13 protein-coding genes and 1 pseudogene are annotated in these 18,035 nt (G+C 63.8%); 11 read left to right on the top strand and 3 right to left on the bottom strand.

Annotated elements, in window-relative coordinates; all coding sequences use genetic code 11:
- Positions 1-110 precede the first annotated feature (110 nt).
- A complete protein-coding gene (locus tag QZ753_RS03400; RefSeq protein WP_294641233.1) occupies positions 111-419 on the top strand; it encodes a hypothetical protein in 309 nt (102 codons plus the stop codon).
- A gap of 223 nt (positions 420-642) precedes the next feature.
- Here the strand turns inward: QZ753_RS03400 and QZ753_RS03395 are convergent, their stop codons facing one another.
- Positions 643-1,647: a LacI family DNA-binding transcriptional regulator gene (locus QZ753_RS03395; protein WP_294641230.1), complete on the bottom strand. Its 1,005-nt coding sequence runs from the start codon at positions 1,645-1,647 to the stop codon at positions 643-645.
- 187 nt (positions 1,648-1,834) lie between these two features.
- Here QZ753_RS03395 and QZ753_RS03390 point away from each other — a divergent pair, with 187 nt between their 5' ends.
- The 5 genes and pseudogenes from QZ753_RS03390 (at position 1,835) to QZ753_RS03370 (ending at position 7,067) form a co-directional block, all read left to right on the top strand.
- Entirely contained in the window at positions 1,835-2,779 is a 945-nt protein-coding gene (locus tag QZ753_RS03390; protein ID WP_294641229.1) for a substrate-binding domain-containing protein, read from the top strand.
- A 38-nt stretch (positions 2,780-2,817) separates the two neighbouring features.
- Positions 2,818-4,350, top strand: coding sequence for a sugar ABC transporter ATP-binding protein (locus tag QZ753_RS03385; protein WP_294641226.1), 1,533 nt, complete (start codon positions 2,818-2,820; stop codon positions 4,348-4,350).
- The gene (locus QZ753_RS03380; protein WP_294641224.1) at positions 4,347-5,342 is read left to right on the top strand and encodes an ABC transporter permease; all 996 of its coding nucleotides are present in this window, start codon (positions 4,347-4,349) and stop codon (positions 5,340-5,342) included. Before QZ753_RS03385 ends, QZ753_RS03380 begins: the two co-directional genes overlap by 4 nt.
- A gap of 4 nt (positions 5,343-5,346) precedes the next feature.
- Entirely contained in the window at positions 5,347-6,189 is an 843-nt protein-coding gene (locus tag QZ753_RS03375; RefSeq protein WP_294641221.1) for an N-acyl homoserine lactonase family protein, read from the top strand.
- A gap of 61 nt (positions 6,190-6,250) precedes the next feature.
- Positions 6,251-7,067 (top strand): annotated as a pseudogene (locus QZ753_RS03370) (IS5 family transposase).
- Positions 7,068-7,262: 195 nt separating this feature from the next.
- On the opposite strand, the gene QZ753_RS03365 reads toward QZ753_RS03370, so the two are convergent.
- The gene (locus tag QZ753_RS03365) at positions 7,263-8,165 is read right to left on the bottom strand and encodes a sugar-binding transcriptional regulator (RefSeq protein ID WP_294641219.1); all 903 of its coding nucleotides are present in this window, start codon (positions 8,163-8,165) and stop codon (positions 7,263-7,265) included.
- Positions 8,166-8,622: 457 nt separating this feature from the next.
- Here QZ753_RS03365 and QZ753_RS03360 point away from each other — a divergent pair, with 457 nt between their 5' ends.
- The 5 genes from QZ753_RS03360 (at position 8,623) to QZ753_RS03340 (ending at position 14,742) form a co-directional block, all read left to right on the top strand.
- The gene (locus tag QZ753_RS03360) at positions 8,623-9,714 is read left to right on the top strand and encodes a substrate-binding domain-containing protein (RefSeq protein ID WP_294641218.1); all 1,092 of its coding nucleotides are present in this window, start codon (positions 8,623-8,625) and stop codon (positions 9,712-9,714) included.
- Positions 9,715-9,849: 135 nt separating this feature from the next.
- Positions 9,850-10,836: a 3-keto-5-aminohexanoate cleavage protein gene (locus tag QZ753_RS03355; RefSeq protein WP_294641216.1), complete on the top strand. Its 987-nt coding sequence runs from the start codon at positions 9,850-9,852 to the stop codon at positions 10,834-10,836.
- Positions 10,837-11,172: 336 nt separating this feature from the next.
- A complete protein-coding gene (locus QZ753_RS03350) occupies positions 11,173-12,159 on the top strand; it encodes an ABC transporter permease (protein WP_294641214.1) in 987 nt (328 codons plus the stop codon).
- A gap of 2 nt (positions 12,160-12,161) precedes the next feature.
- Positions 12,162-13,709: a sugar ABC transporter ATP-binding protein gene (locus tag QZ753_RS03345; RefSeq protein ID WP_294641213.1), complete on the top strand. Its 1,548-nt coding sequence runs from the start codon at positions 12,162-12,164 to the stop codon at positions 13,707-13,709.
- A 130-nt stretch (positions 13,710-13,839) separates the two neighbouring features.
- Positions 13,840-14,742, top strand: a complete 903-nt coding sequence (locus tag QZ753_RS03340; protein WP_294641238.1) for an ABC transporter permease — start codon at positions 13,840-13,842, stop codon at positions 14,740-14,742.
- 1,195 nt (positions 14,743-15,937) lie between these two features.
- Here QZ753_RS03340 and QZ753_RS03335 read toward each other — a convergent pair.
- Entirely contained in the window at positions 15,938-17,884 is a 1,947-nt protein-coding gene (locus tag QZ753_RS03335) for a methyl-accepting chemotaxis protein (protein WP_294641211.1), read from the bottom strand.
- Between the last annotated feature and the right edge of the window lie 151 nt (positions 17,885-18,035).

Raw genomic sequence — 18,035 nt, 5'->3', positions numbered from 1 at the left:
TGAGATCGTCCACCAGCCGGTCGTAGTCGGGCTTGGCTGCCATCACGGTCATGCGGCGTCGGCGGCCGCCCTCCGGTCGCTCGATCAGGATCTCCTGCCGATGCTTCGACATGTCGATCGCTACCAGGGTGCACGGGCATACGATCATCGGCGATCTGCCCGTTGTGACTGTGAATCGCATTTCTATCGATACCGGTGCGTTCCAATCGGGCATTCTGACGGCCGCGGTTATCGATGGCCCTGATGTCAGTTTTCTGCAGGCGGTAGGCGAGCCGGACCGAAGTGCCGTCGTGCGGGAGTTTAAGTTGCGGGCAATCGTGCACGGCTGGGTGGCGTCATCGAGCGCGCTGCAGGCGCAGTCCGATTATCTCGAAGGTCGCATCGGTTTGGCGGAACTCCAACAGCTCAGCGACGAGTGAAAACAGAACGGCCACATGTGCCGGTGCGTCATACTCAGTCGTGATTTCCATTTCACGTCGTTCGGAAGGAAATATCACCGCCACGCAACCTAGGGCATTCTACGGGCCAACATGCCAGTAGAGCGACATCTGCGGGCCGAAGGCGGACCAACCACTCTGTAGGTCGGACGATGAATATTTGCCCCGAAGATCCATGCGCAGACGTATAACGGCTCGATACAGCTCAAACCGGTCTACAACTTTCTCCGAGTATCAGGGCAGGCTGGAACACGACATTCCGAGGATCTGCGGCGGTCCCCCGCTCGATACGGTCGACAAGCAGCCGCAGCGCTTCGTTGGTCATGTCCGAAATCGGATGCTCCGTTCGCGTCAGGCGCGGGCGCAGTCCGCCGATGCCCGGAATGGTGTCGGTGGACGCGATGGACACGTCGTTCGGGCACGACAGTCCAAGGTCTGCGAGCGCCCGCATGACACCGAGCGCCATGACGCCGTTGGCGACATAGATCGCGGTGGGACGGTCAGCGCTCGTCAGCAGCTCTCGAGCCACCGAATATGCGACGTCCTCTCGGAACGCTCCGTTGCGGATATGCGAAGGCTCAGGCTCCAGACCCCGTGCCGCCATTCCTTCTAGGAGACCGTCGAGACGCCCTCGCCCAGTGGTCAGATGAAGCGGTCCGGTGATCGTCGCGATGCGGCGGTGACCAAGATCCAAGAGGTAGTTGGCGACCTGCCGAGCCGCCGAGACATTATCGATCGTGACAGTGTCACAGCGATCGTCCGCAACGCGTCGCCCGAAGAGAACGGTCGGGATCCGGCCGCCTTCCCCATCGCGGCCATCGAGGCGCAGGCTCGCATCGATCGGAACCAGCATGAGCCCGTCGCACGACAGGGCACGAACCCGAGCGAGAATCCGCCGCTCGTTCTCCGGCTTCTCATCGCTGTTGAAGAGAACCAGCGAGTAACCCCAGTCGGCCACCGCCGCCTCGGCGGCGCAGACAATGCGGGCGAAGAACGGATTGCTCAAATCCGATACGGCCAACGCAATCAGCTGGCTGCGGCCGCGCTTCAGATTGCGGGCGGCCGACATCGGGGCGTAGTCGAGGTCGCCGATTGCAGCCAGAACGCGGGCCCGCAACGAGGGACTGACATAGGCAGTATCGTTGACCACCGCTGACACGGTTGCCGTAGAAACCCCAGCCACTTTTGCGACGTCTCGGATTGTTGCCAAACATGCCCCGTAGCTAACCGTTTCGGCAATGCGCCGAAGTCGCTCCCATCTTCGATACCGTTATCTGAAGGGGCCCCAACGTCAATGGGACTTGCATTACGCCTAGCATTTGGCACAAACTGGCAAAACGGTTCGCTCTTGTTCGTCGGGAGGGTGACGGGAGCCGAAGCAACCGTGGGAGGATCCTATGAACGCTTCAACGATCGCAATTGTCGCGGCAGGCCTCGCTGCGACGCTCGCTCCTGCCACTGCGCAGGACAAGCCGCTGCTCGGGATCGTCTCGATCTCGGCCACGGAAGCGAACAACGTGCGCTATATCGCGGGCGCGACCGCCGCCGCCGAGAAAGCCGGCTGGACCGTCTCCGTCATCGACGCCGCCGGCAGTGCCGATCAGGCTAACTCGGCGATCCAGAACTTCGCTGGTCGCGGCGCCGGCGCCATCATCGACATGGTCTTCCCCTATTCGTCGATCGGCGCGGGTCTGGCCGCGGCCAAGGATGCGGGCATCCCCGTGGTCACCTGGGGCGGAGGTCTCGGCTCATCGGTCGCAGCGACCAATGGATCGGGCGCGCCGATTGCCCAGCCCGTGATCGAAAAGATGATCGCTGATCTCGGCGGCCAGGGCAGCCTCCTCGCCCTGACTTATCGCACCGGAGAGGTCTGCCGGAACCGCGAGGTTCTTCTCGACGAGATGCTGAAGGCCAGCCCCGGCATCACCGTCACCAAGAATGAGGTGCGTATTCCCGGTTACTTCGAAGACGGCGCGCAGTATGCGAACGCCTGGCTCGCCTCTCACCCGGCCGGTGACGGCAACCTCGCCATCTGGGGCTGCTGGGACGATCCGGCGATCGGAGCGATCGGAGCGCTGCGCCAGCAGGGCCGGGACGATGTGAAGGTCTACGGTGTCAACGGCAACGCGCAGGCGATCGAGAACGTCCAGAACGGCCACATGACCGCGACTGCTTGGGAGGACAGCTTCACTGAAGGCCAGCGGATGGTGGAAATGCTGGACGAGATCAAGAAGGCCGGCGCCGACTGGACGCCGAAGGCTGCCGAGGTGCCGGCCATCCTTGTCACGAAGGAAACCGTCGCCGATTTCGTCAAGCAGCATCCCGAGGCGCTCGGCAAGTGATGCCGCAGGCCGCGCGGCGCCCGGCCGAGCGATTTCCGATGGCCGATGCCGAGCCCTTCGTCGTCGCAGAGGACGTCGCCAAGTCCTATGGCGGCGTCCAGGCGCTCAAGGGCGTTTCGCTTGCCGTGCGGCCGGGCGAAGTGCACGGCCTTGTTGGTGCGAACGGGGCAGGCAAGTCGACGCTGATCCGCATCCTGTCTGGGCTGACGCAGCCCGACCGGGGACGGATCGCGGTCGACGGCGAGCGTACCGCAATCTCCGCGCCCCAGCGTGCGGCCGATCTCGGCATGACGTTCATCCACCAGGAACTGGCGTTTGTGCCCGGCATGACGGTTCTCCAGAACATCATGCTCGGACTGCCCAAACGCCAGCGCTTTGGTGTGGTGGACTGGCGATCGATCGCCCGCGAGGTCGAGCCGGTGGCGCGGCGTGTCGGCCTCGCTGCACCACTCTTCTCCAGCGTCAAAGGCCTGTCGGTCGCCGAGAAGTGGCTGATCAACATCTGCCGCGCCCTCGTGCGAAAGGCCCGGCTCATCGTCATGGACGAGCCGACAGCCTCGCTCTCGGCGACCGAGGCCGAGACGCTGCTGCGCATCGTCGAGGACCTCTCGGGCTCGGGCGTCGCGGTGCTCTACGTCTCGCACCGCCTCGATGAGATCCTGCGCCTCTGCCACCGCGTCACCGCGTTTCGCGACGGGCGGTCGGTGGCAATGCTGGAAGGCGACGGCCTGACGCGGTCCGCGCTTGTCGAGGCGATCGTCGGCGGCGCCGTCGAGAACCTCCAAAAGCCTTTAGGCGACCATCGCCGCAACGAGGTCGTCTTCGCCGTATCCGGGCTGACGCGGAGCCCGCGCGTACGCGATGTCAGCTTTGAACTTCATAGTGGCGAAGTGCTGGGCATCGGCGGTCTCGTCGGCGCCGGACGGACCGAACTCATGCGCCTCATCTACGGCGCCGACCGCCCGGATGGCGGCACGATGCGCCTTGAGGGGCGGTCGTTCGCGCCTCGCCACCCCACGGACGCCGTGAAGGCCGGGTTCGGCCTCGTGCCTGAAGAGCGGCGCAGCGAAGGTCTGATTCTCACGAAGAGCGTTGCCTTCAACCTTCATCTGTCCAGCCTGTCTCGGATCGTCTCGGGCAATCTCCTGCCGCTCGTCAGCTCCGCCCGGCAGCGCACGTTGTCCAACGATATGATCCGCGACCTCGCTATCCGGACGCCGGATCGGCATGCGCCGGTCGGTCGTCTCAGCGGCGGCAACCAGCAGAAGGTCGTCATCGGCCGCTGGCTGCTGCGCAAGCCCAAGATCCTGATCCTCGACGAACCGACGCGCGGCGTCGACATCGGCGCCCGTGGTGAGATCCATCGCCTGATCCGCGGCCTGGCACGCCAGGGCATGGCGGTGCTCGTCGTCTCGTCCGAGCCTGACGAACTGCCGGACCTCTGCGACCGGGTGCTGGTCATGGCGGAAGGTCGGATCGTGCGCGAACTGACGGGACCCGCCTTCACCCGCAACGCCATCATCGAGGCGAGTTACGCCGAAGGGCGCAACGCCGGAGACCCAAGACAATGACCAATGCCAGCGTCTCCCCCCGCCGTCTGTCCTCGAAGGCGAAGACCGCGCTCGGCATCTTCGCGCGTTATGCGACGATCATCGGCCTTCTTGTCATGATCGCGGCGTTCGCGGTCCTCTCCCCGCGCGCCTTTCCCACCCTCAACAACTTCACCAACGTCCTCAACCAGGCCTCGCTCACAATGATCATCGCGGCCGGGCTGACGCTCGCGGTGGTGGTCGGCGAACTCGACCTGTCCGTCGGCTTTGCGGCAAGCCTGCACGGCATCCTCGTCACCGGTCTCATTGTCTCCAATGGTTTGCCGATCCCGCTCGCGATCCTGATCGTCCTGTGCGCGGGTGCCCTGATCGGTCTCGTCAACGGACTGATCGTGACTAAGATCAAGGTCAACTCGGTTATCGCGACGCTCGGTGTCGGCACGATCCTGACAGGGCTCGCCTTCGCCTATTCGGCCGGCGTGCCCATCGTCTCGGGCGTCCCGGAAACCTTCCTTCAGCTGTCGCTGGGCCGCTGGCTCTTCGGCATTCCGAACAACATCGTCATCATGGCGCTCGTGGTCGGCGGCCTTTGGGTTCTGGTGGAGCGCTCGGCCCTTGGCCAGGAGATCCAGGCAGTCGGTGGCAATCCGGCAGCCGCGCGGCTCGCTGGCATCGACGTCGATCGCATCAAGATCCTCGGTTTCGTGATCTCGGGCGTCTGTGCCGCACTGACCGGTATCCTCCTCGCCTCGCGCCTCGGCAGTGGCACGGCGAGCGCCGCCGACAGCTACCTCCTGACGGCATTTGCCGCTGTGTTCCTGGGCTCCGCCACGTTGCGGGATGGGGAGTTCCACATCCTTGGCACGCTGATCGGCGCCTTGATCATCGCCTTTGGCTTCAACGGCCTCAACATTTTCGGTGCCCCCACCTTCTCGCAGTATGTCCTGCAAGGTGCCATTCTCATTCTCGCTGTCGGGCTTTCGAGCCTCGGCCGCTCGATCGCGGAGAGCTGAACCCATGCCCGACATCGGTAGCCTGAACTGGGACGTCCACGTCATCGAGTTCGCTCGCTCGAAGGACCAGCTCGTCGCCGGTCTCGTCCATGGCGCTTACGACGAGGGTACGGTCGACGTTCCCTTCTCCTTTGTGCTCGCCCGGAGCGGGACCCACGTCGTGCTGGTGGATACCGGCTTCATGAAGGAGGGCTCGGGCGAGGCCATGAGCGAGAAGTTCGGCGTGCCCTTCTGGATCTCGCCGCTCCGCATGCTCGCCGCCCTCGGCGTTGCGCCGGACGACGTCACCGACATCGTTCTCAGCCATGCCCACTTCGACCACATGGGCGCGATCCACGAGTTTCCGAGAGCTCGGCTCCACATCCAGAAGTCCGAGCTCCTGTCCTGGATCGAAGCGCTCGCCCTGCCCCGCCAGTTCGGCTACCTCACCGAGATCATCAACCCGGACGACCTTCGCCACGCCTTCGACGCCTCGCTGGAGCACCGTCTCAACCTGGTCGAGGGCGACGTCGATGACCTCCTGCCCGGCCTGCACCTAAGACTTGGCGCCGGCCATACGGTCGGCCAGCAGTTCGTGATCGTTCAGACAGCGCGCGGGCGGCTCGTGATCTCGGGTGACTGCGTCTACTCCAAGCGCAACATCTGCGGCCACAACCATGACGGGGTCTATGTTCCCCTCGCTAACGCGACGGGCAGCGTTTGGGACCAGCTCAAGACCTTTGATCGCATCAACCGCGAGATCGGCGGCGACCTCGGTCGACTTGTCATCCTGCATGACATGCAGCGCTGGCCGAACCTGCCAGTGGTTGAGGAAATCGACGGGTTCCGGATCGTGAAGGCGTCTTAGGGTCAGGACCCATTGATTTGAGGCGCGCGGTCTGATTCAGGCTCCGTCCGGGGGACTGGATATGAGCGATCTGTATTGGCTGACGGACGATCAGATGGAGCGGTTGCGGCCTTTCTTTCCCAAGAGCCACGGCAGACCACGGGTCGACGATCAGCGGGTTTTGAGCGGCATCATCTTCGTCAATCGCAACGGCCTGCGATGGCGCGATGCGCCCAAGGACTATGGGCCCGCGAAGACGCTCTACAACCGTTGGAAGCGTTGGGGTGAAGCGGGCGTCTTTGTCCGAATGATGGAAGGTCTGGCAGCAGTCGGCGCCGATCCCAGAACCGTCATGATCGATGCGACCTACCTGAAGGCCCATCGTACGGCATCGAGCCTTGCGGTCAAAAAAGGGGTCTTGGTCGCCTGATCGGCCGCACCAAAAGGCGGCATGAACACCAAGCTTCATGCCTGAGGCCGATGCGAACGGTCGTCCGCTGAGCTTCTTCCTGACCGCTGGGCCGGTCAGTGACTATACCGGCGCAGCAGCCTTGCTTGACGATCTGCCCAAGGCGCAGTGGCTGCTCGGCGATCGGGGCTACGACGCCGACTGGTTCCGGGACGCTCTTGCAGCGGAGGGCATCAAGCCCTGCATTCCAGGTCGCAAGTCGCGCAACGCGCCAGTGCGCCACGACAAACGTCGCTACCGGCGACGCAACCGCATCGAGATCATGTTCGGCCGCCGCAAGGACTGGCGCCGTGTCGCGACCCGCTACGACCGCTGTCCAACCGTCTTCTTCTCCGCCATCGCGCTCGCAGCCACCGTCCTCTCTCGGGTCGGAACTGATGCATCCTGCCCCCTAGGAGCGTCTTCAACGAGGCGGTGTCGATGTCCTTGAATCCGATCAGGTCCGCACTGGTCGCAACTGTCGTCGATCCCGAGCTCCCGACCTACGCCGGGCAGCTCCGGTACGAAGGCTGACCTCTGCCGGGAAGAAGCGAACGCCGTTGTCAGGGAGATGGCGCTGAACGGCATTTCCAATCAGGGAGTTCGTTTTCAGGGCGGATCGCAGGCGCGGCAGGCGGACGGGGCTTCAAATGCCGAGGAGGCGCCCAGCCATCTTCTGGTCCGTGACGAGCACGGCTGGCGACAGAGCTTTGACGGCTGCTCTCACGGCGCGTTCGTCCTGCGTTCCTCCGGTGGCCAGGACGATATGCCCCGCCGCGCGCACGCTTGCGACGTCCATCGCTATGGCGCGATCGTTGATGTCGTGATCGATGCAAACCCCCTCGACATCGATGAACCGGCCAAGCACGTGGCCGACGGCCCCAGCGCCGACGATTGAGGCCAACTCCGCGTCGCCGAGATCGCCGAGCAGATCGTGCGACCGCGACCGGCTGCAGTCGCCAACATCGGCGACGACGAGGTCGAGTGACACGGCGCCGCCCCAAAGGTGACGATTGATCGTCTCCCGAAGCAGGATTTTGCACAGGTGCGGGGTTGGAGCATGAAGCGGTGCGTGCACGAGGTATGTTTCAGCGCACAGACGCGCTCCGAGCCGCAGTGAGATGTGGAAGGGGCTTTCGGAAGTGACGCTCGCCGGCCCCCCGTGCAAGGCGTAAACTTTCAGGTGCCAGTTCTGTGGCGCGTTGATCGAGGCCAACGACGCTGCCAGCGTCCGGCCGCACCCGACCCCGATTGCCATTCCATCGGCCATCGCGCCCGACAGGTACTCTCCGAGGACTCGCCCGATCACGCTGTCGAGGAGTTCGGACCTCTGCGGGATCGGGACGATGATCGCATCCGCCAGATCGAGCCTGTCGCAAAGCCTCGCTTCGAGGTGGGCCAACGGCCTCGCTTTCGCGAGGAGGCTGATCGTGATGTCACCTCGTGTGAAGCACTGGGCGATGATCTTGATCACGCGATGCTTCGGCAGGGAGAGCGCGGCAGCGATCTGATCCTGAGTGAGCCCCTCCTCGGCATAGAGGTGCGCCACTCTCACCGCCGTGTCGCACCCGGTCTCGCCCACGGATTTGCCCCCCTTTGGTCCGGTCGGACGCGATCACGCTGACGACGATCGCGGATGAAGACTCTTCGTCCGAAGTCCAGTGATCGCCACTGCCCCCCGCGCGTCCGGTTTGCAGCATCTCTCGGTTGGCGTTGCGGCTGTCAGAACCCAGCCACCAGTGTGCGTTCAAAATTATCATGGCACAGACAAATGTGTGCGCGCAAAGCGCCGCTCGTCAAGCCGCCGGCGCCCTAGTCGTGCTGCTGTGGTGCCGCTTTTCCGCTGACTTAGGCGAGACTCTGGCTGCGCGCGGCATCTCGAAGCATTCGGAATTGTATTTTTGTTCTAGAAGATTGACAAAGGTTCACAGCCAAAATATCGCTACCTCCAGTCGCTTGGTCGGGAGGCCCGCGATTTCGATCATGATCACGGGAGGAGAATGAGCATGATCCGCATGAGGAATTCGGTGCGAGCCGCCTTGTTGTTTGCCGGCGTCGCATGCCTTGCACTGCCGGGCCATTCGGCGCTCGCAGAAGGCGTCACATTCAAGTCCGTCTACAATCCGACGCCCGACGCGATCCTGAAGGATCCGAACTACATGACCGTCGAGCAGTTCACGGCGAAAGCTCGTGAAGGGGAGAAGAAGGGCGTTTACGGCTCCGGCAAGCCCATCAAGCTCGCGTTCTCGCAGGTGGTGATGAACCACCCCGTGCGCATCAACATGGTCAACACGTTCAAGTCGAACTGCGCCAAGTACTCCAACGTCACCTGCGACGTGACGGAAGGAAATGGCGACAGCGGCGTCGAGATCGCCAACATCGAGAGCCTGATCCAGCGCAAGCCCGACGTCATGATCGTCAGCAGCCTTTCGGGCACCGCCGTCTATCCCGCCTACGAGGAGATCGACGAGGCCGGTATCCCGCTGATCATCAACAATTCCGGCATTCCGGACGACAGCGCGACGGACATCAAGTACACGTCCTTCATCAGCCCCGACGACTGGGAGAACGGCCGGCTGCTCGGCCAGTACATGGCCGATCGTCTGAAGGGCAAGGGCAACGTCATCGTTATCGAGGGAGTCGCCGAATCGTCGAACTACGAGCACCGCCTCGGCGGCTTCATGGAAGTCATCGACAAGTATCCCGACATCCACATCGTCGGGAGGCAGTCGGGTGCCTGGATCCGCATGCCTGCCATGAAGGCCGCCGCCGACCTGTTGCAGGCCAATCCCCAGATCGATGGCATCTACGCCATGAACGACGAGATGGGAATGGGCGTCCTTCAGGCGCTGAGGAGCGCCGGCCGTGACAAGGGTGTCGTGATGGTCAGCGTCGACGGCCAGAAGGACCTTGTGCAGGAGATCGAGAAGGGCTCGCCTGCGGAAGCCACCGTCTTCTGGGAGTCCGACATGACGCGCGTCGTCGATGCCGCGCTCGCCGTGGCGGACGGCGCCGTGATCGCCCCCCAGGTCTGGTACAAGGAGGCCCTCATCACGAAGGCCAACGCCAAGGAAGTTCTCGACAAGCGTCTGAAGTAGGCGGCGCCAGCGCGAAAGCCCTCGCGAGGGCTCCCGCGGACCAGACCCGACGGTGCCGATATGCGGGAAGACGTATCGGCACCGCTCGTTCCGACATGATGATCGTTACACCATACCGTAATGGGAGATATTAGTATGGCCACTTCGCTCGACAAGTTCGCGAACCGCGCGCCTGGTTGGGATACGCCGCTGATCATTGAATCGCACCTGAACGGCGAGCGTACGAAGGAGATGAATCCGAATACGCCCCGCACCTACCAGGAAGTGATCGATGACGCGATCGCCTGCTGGGACGCCGGCTCCTGCGCGATCCACACGCACAACACCAACTTCAACCTGCACGGCGAGGAGGCGGCGAAGGACTATCATCCCGTCTACGACGAGGTGCTGCGCCAGCGGCCCGACCTCGTGTGGTACCCGACGACGTGCAACCGCGAGCTTTTGTCCGAGGACGAATTCGGCACCGAGCACAGCGGGTTCCTTCACAAGACGCACAACGTCAACATTTCCTGCATCGACACCGGCATCAACCTTTTCGCGTTCGACGTGAACGAGAAGGGCCACATCGAGGGTCGGGAATATGGCTGGAACTACAAGCAGGTCGCCGGCCAGGTCGATCAGGCGCTGGCCAACAAGATGAGCATCATCTGGGGCGTCTATGAGCCGGGTCAGCTGCGGCTCGCGATGCACTACATCAACCGCGGCATGTCCACGCCGGGCTCGTTCGTCGATTTCTACCTGATCGGACCCTACGCCCTGACCTCGACGAAGCCGATCGGCACCTCCGGTATGGAGCCGACGCGCGAGAGCCTTTACTACTATCTCGACATGATGGAGCAGCTCAACCAGACCGGGAAGACGCCGAACTGGTGCATCTCGATCTGGGGCGAGGGAGACCGCGACACGCGCGACGTGATCAAGCGCACCATCGAACTCGGCGGTCACGTCAAGACCGGCCTCGAACTGTTCTACGACCCGGCACGCAACCCGACCAATCTCGAGCTGCTTCGAGAAGTCCAGGAAATCGCCCGCGAGGTCGGCCGTCCGCTGGCGACGCAGCAGCAGGCGCGCGAGATCTACGGCATCGCCGAACAGTCGGCGCGCGGCTACAAGGCGGCCTGACCGGTTCGCTTGGCGCCTGCCGACGCGGGCGCGCCCTCAAGGCTCGCCATCGCACCTGAGGCTGGGTGCGATGGCCGGCGCCCTGCCTCCGGCCGAGTCTCCTCGGGCGGAACCGACCTCAGAGCGGTCGCCGCCGGCGGAACAGGCCAGAGGCTGCGCCACGAGTCTAAACCTTTCTAAACCTTGGACCGCCTCACTCGCACCTTCACGGCGTCATCCGGCGCACCCGCCTCGCGACCGTCCGTCGCTGTGAGCTGATGGACCCGGCGCACGCGGTGCCGATCGGCTGATTCACCTTACCTCCCAAGACCTGCGGATCAGTAGGAAGGGCATTCGATGCAAGCCAGTTACGCCTCCCGCAAGCTGCCCGGCTGGCTTCCGGAATATCGGTCGGAAATCATACTGGCAGTGTTCATCGCTCTGATCTTCGCAGGCGGGCCGCTCTTGTCGGAGTACTTCTTTACGCCCGAGAACCTATTCAACCTCAGCCGCCAGGCCTCGTATCTGTCGATCGTCGCCGTGGGCATGGCCCTCGTGCTCGTCGTCGGCGGGATCGATCTTTCGGTCGGCGCCATCATGCAGCTCGTCGGCCTGTGTTCCGTACTTCTGCTCGGCTCCGGCGCATCGGCCTGGACGGCCCTGCTGGTAGCCCTTGTCCTCGGCTCGGTGCTCGGCCTCGTCAACGGCATTCTGACCGTATACGTGCGGATGCAGGCCTTCATCGCGACGCTCGCGACCGGCGGCATCATGACCGGCATCGTCATGACCTACACCCAGGGCAACGGCGTCGCGCCGCGCGGGATCGACCGGACGTTCCGGCTCATCGGCAGCGGCAACGTCGCGGGCATTCCCAATCCGGCCATCGCGATGATCCTGATCGTTGTGCTGTTCTGGTGGGTCACCACCCAGACGGTCTACGGGCGCAATATCTATGCCGTAGGCGCCAACAAGGCCGCCGCTTTCAACATCGGCATCCGCACGAGGATCGTCGAGTGCTCCGTCTATGTCCTCAGCGGGACGCTGGCGGCGCTCGCGGGCTTCCTGACGTCCGCACGCTCGGGGACGTTCCAGCCCGCCACGGCCGCAACCGGTGGCACGCCGGTCGAGATCGTCATCATGGCGGTGGCGGCTGTCGTTCTAGGAGGCGGCAATCTCAGCGGCGGCAAGGGAACCGTCGTCGGCGCGTTCCTGGGCGCACTTGTGAGCGCCATCATGCTCAACTTCTTCGTGCTCCTGGGAATGGGAATCTGGTTCCAGCGCTTCGTGCTGGCCATGATCATCATCGTGGTTGTTGTGTCGGCCCGCGGGTCGGGGAGATCGTGATCATGAGTGAGACCGTCCTCGAGATCCAAGGCGTTTCCAAAAGCTTCGCCGCAAACCGGGTGCTGATCGACTTGAACCTGTCCGTCCGGAAGGGCGAGGTCCACGCCCTGATGGGCGAGAACGGCGCAGGGAAATCGACGCTGATCAAGATCATCTCCGGCGTCCACCGCGCGGACGAGGGATCGATCGAACTGAACGGCAAGACCGTGAGGTTTCACAGCCCGTTCGACGCACAGGCTGAAGGCGTGGCGACGCTGTTCCAGGAGATCCAGGAAATCCCCGATCTCACCGTGGCGGAGAATCTCTACGCCGGAATGGAGCCCAGGAGGTTCGGCGTCTTCATCGATTGGCCCCGGCTGCGGGCGAGCGCCCAGCGGCAGATCGACGAACTCGGCCTCCACATCGATGCCAATATGCGGATGCGGGACCTATCCCCCTCGTCGCGCAAGATGGTGGAGATCATCCGAGCGGTCCAAAAGCGCCAGGCGTCCGTGGTCATCATGGACGAACCCACGGCCAACCTGAACCAGGACGAGATTGACGCCCTCTTCTCGATGATCGAGAAGCTGAAGAGCCGCGGGATCAGCATCATCTACGTCTCGCACCGGCTTCGCGAGATCTTCCAGATCGCCGACAGAATCTCGGTCCTTCGCGACGGCAAGCTGATCCGGACCGATGCCGCGAGCCGACTGAGCGAGGCGGAGATCGTCCGGCTGATGGTCGGCCGGGAACTGCCTGAGTTCTATCCGAAGAGGCCTGCGCCGCCGAACACGGTCGCGATGCGCGTCCGGGACCTCTGCGTGCCGGGCGAACTCGAGGATGTCAGTTTCAACGTACGCAAGAGCGAGATCATCGGGATCGCCGGCCTGGAGGGGTCGGGCGCTACCTCCGTGGTCAAGGCGCTCTTCGCCCTGCGGCGCGTCTCCAAGGGAACGGTTGAGCTGGACGGCCAGGCCGTCGAACTGAAGAGCCCGCGCAGGAGCATCGACCAGGGCCTGGCTTATGTCCCCGAGGACCGCAAGAGCGACGGGCTGTTCCTCGGCAAGACGGTGGGTTTCAACGTCACCACGGGCGACCTGCGCCGCTACTTTTCCTGGAAGGGCGTCGTGGTTCGGCGCAAGCCCGCGCGGGAGGCGACGGCGAGGATCGTGTCGCGGCTGGGCATCAAGTCCGACGGACGCTTCGCCAAGATCGGGAGCCTCAGCGGCGGCAACCAGCAGAAGGCACTCGTCGGCCGGTGGCTGACCGGCCGCTACCGGGTGATCCTTCTCGAAGAGCCGACGCGCGGCGTCGATATCGGCGCGAAGGTCGACATCTACAACGAGATCAACGCGCTGGCAGAGAGCGGTCTGCCGGTGGTGATCTACTCGTCCGAACTCCTCGAACTGATCGGCATGTGCGACCGTGTCGTGGTCATGCGCCAAGGACGGGTCAGCGCCATCTTGTCCGGCCCCGAGATGACCGAGGAGGCCATCCTCGATAAAGCGCTCGTGCGAACCGAAGACGACCGGGAGCGCCCCGTCGCACACCTTGCGGCCGTATCAGCCTGACGGCGTCGGCGGTGCGTCACCCGCCCGTCCCCGTCTTCCGTCCGAAAGCCAGGAAACCGTCGAGAGACGTACCGGAGTTGCCGTCATGACGCATGCGAACGTTGCGAGGAGAACGCCGGCATTGGACTATATGCCGGTCATGGTCGTGGGCGCCCTCCTGGTCCTCGGCGCCGTGACGTCAGACAGGTTCGCCCATCTGACCAACATCCTCAACATCCTCCAATACGCGGCAGAGCCGGCCATCATCTCCGTCGGCATGATGTTCGTGATCTTGGCGCGGGGCATCGATCTGTCCGTCGGATCGGTCATGGGCCTTGGCAACGTGACGGTCGCCCTTCTGGTCGCACAGGGATATCCGATCCCCGTCGCGATCGGCGGCGCCCTCCTGTTCGGCGCCGCGATCGGTTGCGTCAACGGCCTACTCATCACCAAGGGCCGGATGGAGCCGATCATCGCCACTCTGGCGACGATGATCGCCGTGCGCTCCGTGATCTATTTCATGACCGACGGAGCGCCGCTGTTCGAAGGGATCCCGGCCGAGTTCAACGCGATCGCGCAAGGGCGGATCGGCGACGTTCCCAACGGCGTCTTTTACCTGATCGTCGCCTTCGCCGCCGCCTACGTCGTGCTCAACCACACGCGCTACGGCCGCCGGATCTACGCGGTCGGCGGATCTGAGGAAACGGCCGGCCTGTTCGGCATCCAGGTGACGCGGGTCAAGGTCTCCGTCTATGTCGTGAGCGGGTTCCTGGCCGCGCTGGCGGGGGTGATCTCGTCCAGCCGGCTCGGGATCGGCGACCCCAATGCCGGCATCGGGCTGGAGCTCGTCGCCATCACCATGGTGGTTGTGGGCGGGGTCCGGTTGGCCGGCGGCGTCGGGTCGGTGTTCGGCGTCCTGTCTGGCGTGCTGATCGTCTCGATCCTCACCAACATCCTTCAGATCAACAATATCAGCCAGCACGCGCAACTCATCTTCGTGGGAGGGGCGCTGGTCGGAATGATGCTGTTCCTGTCCTGGCAGGACCGCCGCTAGCGTTTCCGGGATCCTCCCACATCGATCTCCAAAGGCTTTCTGCAAATAAGAATTGGAAGCCGCAGAACCCGTCTTCGTCTTCCCATCGGATTGATCGGTCGCATTTCATCGGTGTGTTTGTGCGTGCCGCTCCGAGACCGAGCGGACCGTGGTCATTCGCATGCGCAGAAGCTACACGGAACGGACAAACGGCGAAGAGAATACATGGATCGGACCGATATTGGCCGTTCGCCAAAACTGGCGTAACGTCCGCTTTCGAGACGCCGAGAGTTCCCCTGGTTTGACGGGACTGGCCGCAAAGCTACCGAAGCGGCGGCCTAATCAACAACGTTCAGACTTCGTCTTCGATCTTCTCTCGAAATCACAATGACATACGTGTTCGCAGATTTATTCTGTCCGGTGTGCCACCCCGTCTTTCTCGCCTGACAAAATCAACGATTGCCGCCAAGGGTGTCGGTTTCGCCAGACGAGTTTGACCGATCCGACTGGTGTTCTCTACAGCCCCGCCGAAGGGTCACCCGGCTCGGGCCCTCACATCCTCGTTCGTTCGGATTGGAATGCCCTGCGGAGCCGCGACGGCCTCTCCCACGAGAAGCCCGGCCATCGCGGCTGCTGAACTCGGCCGCCAACAAGTTGGTAACATGGGCCCGAGGGATTTCATGGCGGCGAGGGCCAACCGCTCGGTGACGCGGGCATCCCGGCGCTCGCCCTCGAGCACGCTCGGCCGGAAGAGCGTCAGAGACGGGAACATCAGCGAAGCGATTGCCGCCTCGAGTTCGCCCTTTAGACGCGTGTGGGCGAAGCGGCGGCGGGGATCGACGCCAGCGAGGAGACCAGCGCGAGCCGCGTCGCGCCGTGAGGACGCTCAAGACGCGTTAAAGTCAGCGGGTCGTCGTGGTCGATGGTCCGGTAGGCTTTCGGCGATGGGGTCCGCGTGCGGGTGGTGCCCAGCGCGCTGATGACGCCGTCCACGTCCGTCAAGATTGCGGCGGCATGGAAAAGGACGCGTTCGAGGACACGCTGGGTGCCACGGAAGACGGCACCACCCGCCCATACCTCAAGCTCGCCATGACGATGATCAAGGCGCGGTAGCCCGTTGTGCTCGCCGGCATCAAACGGCGGGCCTCCCCATCATTCGTCGAAAGTGGAGAGCACGAAGCCGGGATCGAACAAGTCCGATCTCGGCTCCGCCGGCTCAGAACTCCGCCCACTCGTCCTTCAGCGTCTTCAGCGCCGCGTTACCTCGCGCGACAGGCTTTATCTGGACGGCGGGACGGACTGTGCGTGCCGTCGGAGCGGCGGTGCGCGGGGCGCCCCTCGCGGTGCGCTGAACCGCACGCTCGCTCTGGTGGGCATGGTTGGCGGTGGCCGCCGTCCTGAAATCTGCAATGAGGCGGGCCAGTTCGTCCGTCTCGTTCGACAGCGTCTGCGCCGCCGCCGTCGCCTGCTCCACCATCGCCGCGTTCTGCTGCGTGACCTTGTCCATCTGGTCCGCCGCCGTCGACACTTCTCGCAAGCTCACGGCCTGCTCTTTGGCCCGCTGAGCGATCTCGGACACGGCGCGACTGACGTGCCCGACCTCGACGATGATGTCCGACAAGCTGTTGCCGGACGCACTGACGAGTTCGGCACCCGAGGCCACCTGCTTACTCGACGCCTGGATCAGCGTCTTGATCTCCTTGGCTGCCTCGGCCGAACGCTGGGCGAGACCGCGCACCTCCTGCGCCACCACCGCAAAGCCCCGGCCCGCCTCGCCGGCGCGGGCCGCTTCGACGCCTGCGTTGAGAGCGAGGAGGTTCGTCTGGAAGGCGATCTCGTCGATCACCCCGATGATGTCGCCGATCTTGGCGGACGACTGCTCGATCGTCTGCATGGCTTCGATCGCGCGTCCGACGATCTCGCCGCCGTTCTGTGCCGTGTGCTGTGCCTTCTGCGCGCTGGTTCGAGCCTGGTTGGCATTCTGCGCCGTCTCGTTGACGGCGCGCGTCACCTCGCCGAGCGCTGCCACGGTTTCTTCCAGGCTTGCCGCCTGCTGCTCGGTGCGCTGGGCAAGATCGCTGGAGGCGACGTTGATCTCGTTCAGACCAGTTCGGATCGCGCCGATCGACCCGACCACGTTGCCGATCGTGTGGTCGAGCTTTTCGATCGAACCATTGAACTGCGCCCGGACGGGTTCGAACTCAGGCGCGACGCGCTGGGTCATCCGCACGGTCAGATCACCCGCAGACAGCCGATCGAAGCTCTCCCCGACACACGAGACGAAGGCGCCGAGGTCTTCCGTTCGGGCGCGATCGATCTCCGCCTGGCGCTCCCGGGCGGCCGAGGCGGCCTTGCGTGCTTCGACCTCTGCCGCCTCCAGTCGCTGCTGCTCGATGGCGGCTTCCTTGAACACCTGGACGGCCTTGGCCATCTCGCCGATCTCGTCCTCGCGCTGCAGGTCGGGGACCTCGACGGCGTGATCTCCTGCCGCGAGCCGACGCATCATCGCCGTCATACGACCCATCGGGGACGTCACCTGGCGAATGGTGGTCGCAACGGCAAACGCAAAGATCGCCAAGGAGAAGGCGGCGATCGCCGCCATCACGCTGAGCGTGAAACGGTAATCCTCTGCGGCAATAGCGTAGTCCTTTCGAGCGACATCGATCTGGAGTGCGACGAGCTTTCCGATCGCGACCGAGACCGGATCGATGACGGGATAAAGCTCCCTCGCAACGAAGGTATCGAGGCCCGCGACGTCACGGCTCCCAAGGATGCCCTTCAGCTTGGCGACGCCCTTGTCTGCTTGGAGCATGTCGGCCTTGGCTTGTTCCGCCAGGACGGCCTCCTGCGGCGTCAGTTCGGTTGCGAGATACGCTTGCCAGTTGCGGGTGATGGACGTCTCGGCCGCTGCGATGCTGGCCGACGCGTCGTCCCAGGTGAATACACCGGATCGGGTCTTATGGGTCGCGTCGACGATGTTCACGGCGTACATGTCGGCAGCCTCCTTAAGCTGCTGCAACGGCACGACGCGATTCTCCACGACCGACTGGAGGCGCCCCTCGACATCGTGAAGCGATGCGAAGCCGATCACACCGTTGAGGCAGACGGCGATGCCGAGCCCGGCGAGACAAGCCACCAGGCGGGTCTTGATGCTGATTGTCATCGGAATCGTTCGCTATCCTGCGGAGCTGCTCGAAGCGTGAGCAAGTTGACCGATCAGTAGGCGAATCGATTGAAGGAATCTTGAAATGGTTCTGGAGGAATTACATTGAATGGAACGCCTTGCAGGCTGTATTACCTGCGGCTGCCGGAGC

The organism is uncultured Aureimonas sp., assembly GCF_913775355.1.
GTDB lineage: Bacteria > Pseudomonadota > Alphaproteobacteria > Rhizobiales > Rhizobiaceae > Aureimonas.
Note: the sequence above shows the minus strand (reverse complement) of the source record. Positions and strands in the feature narration are given on the sequence as shown.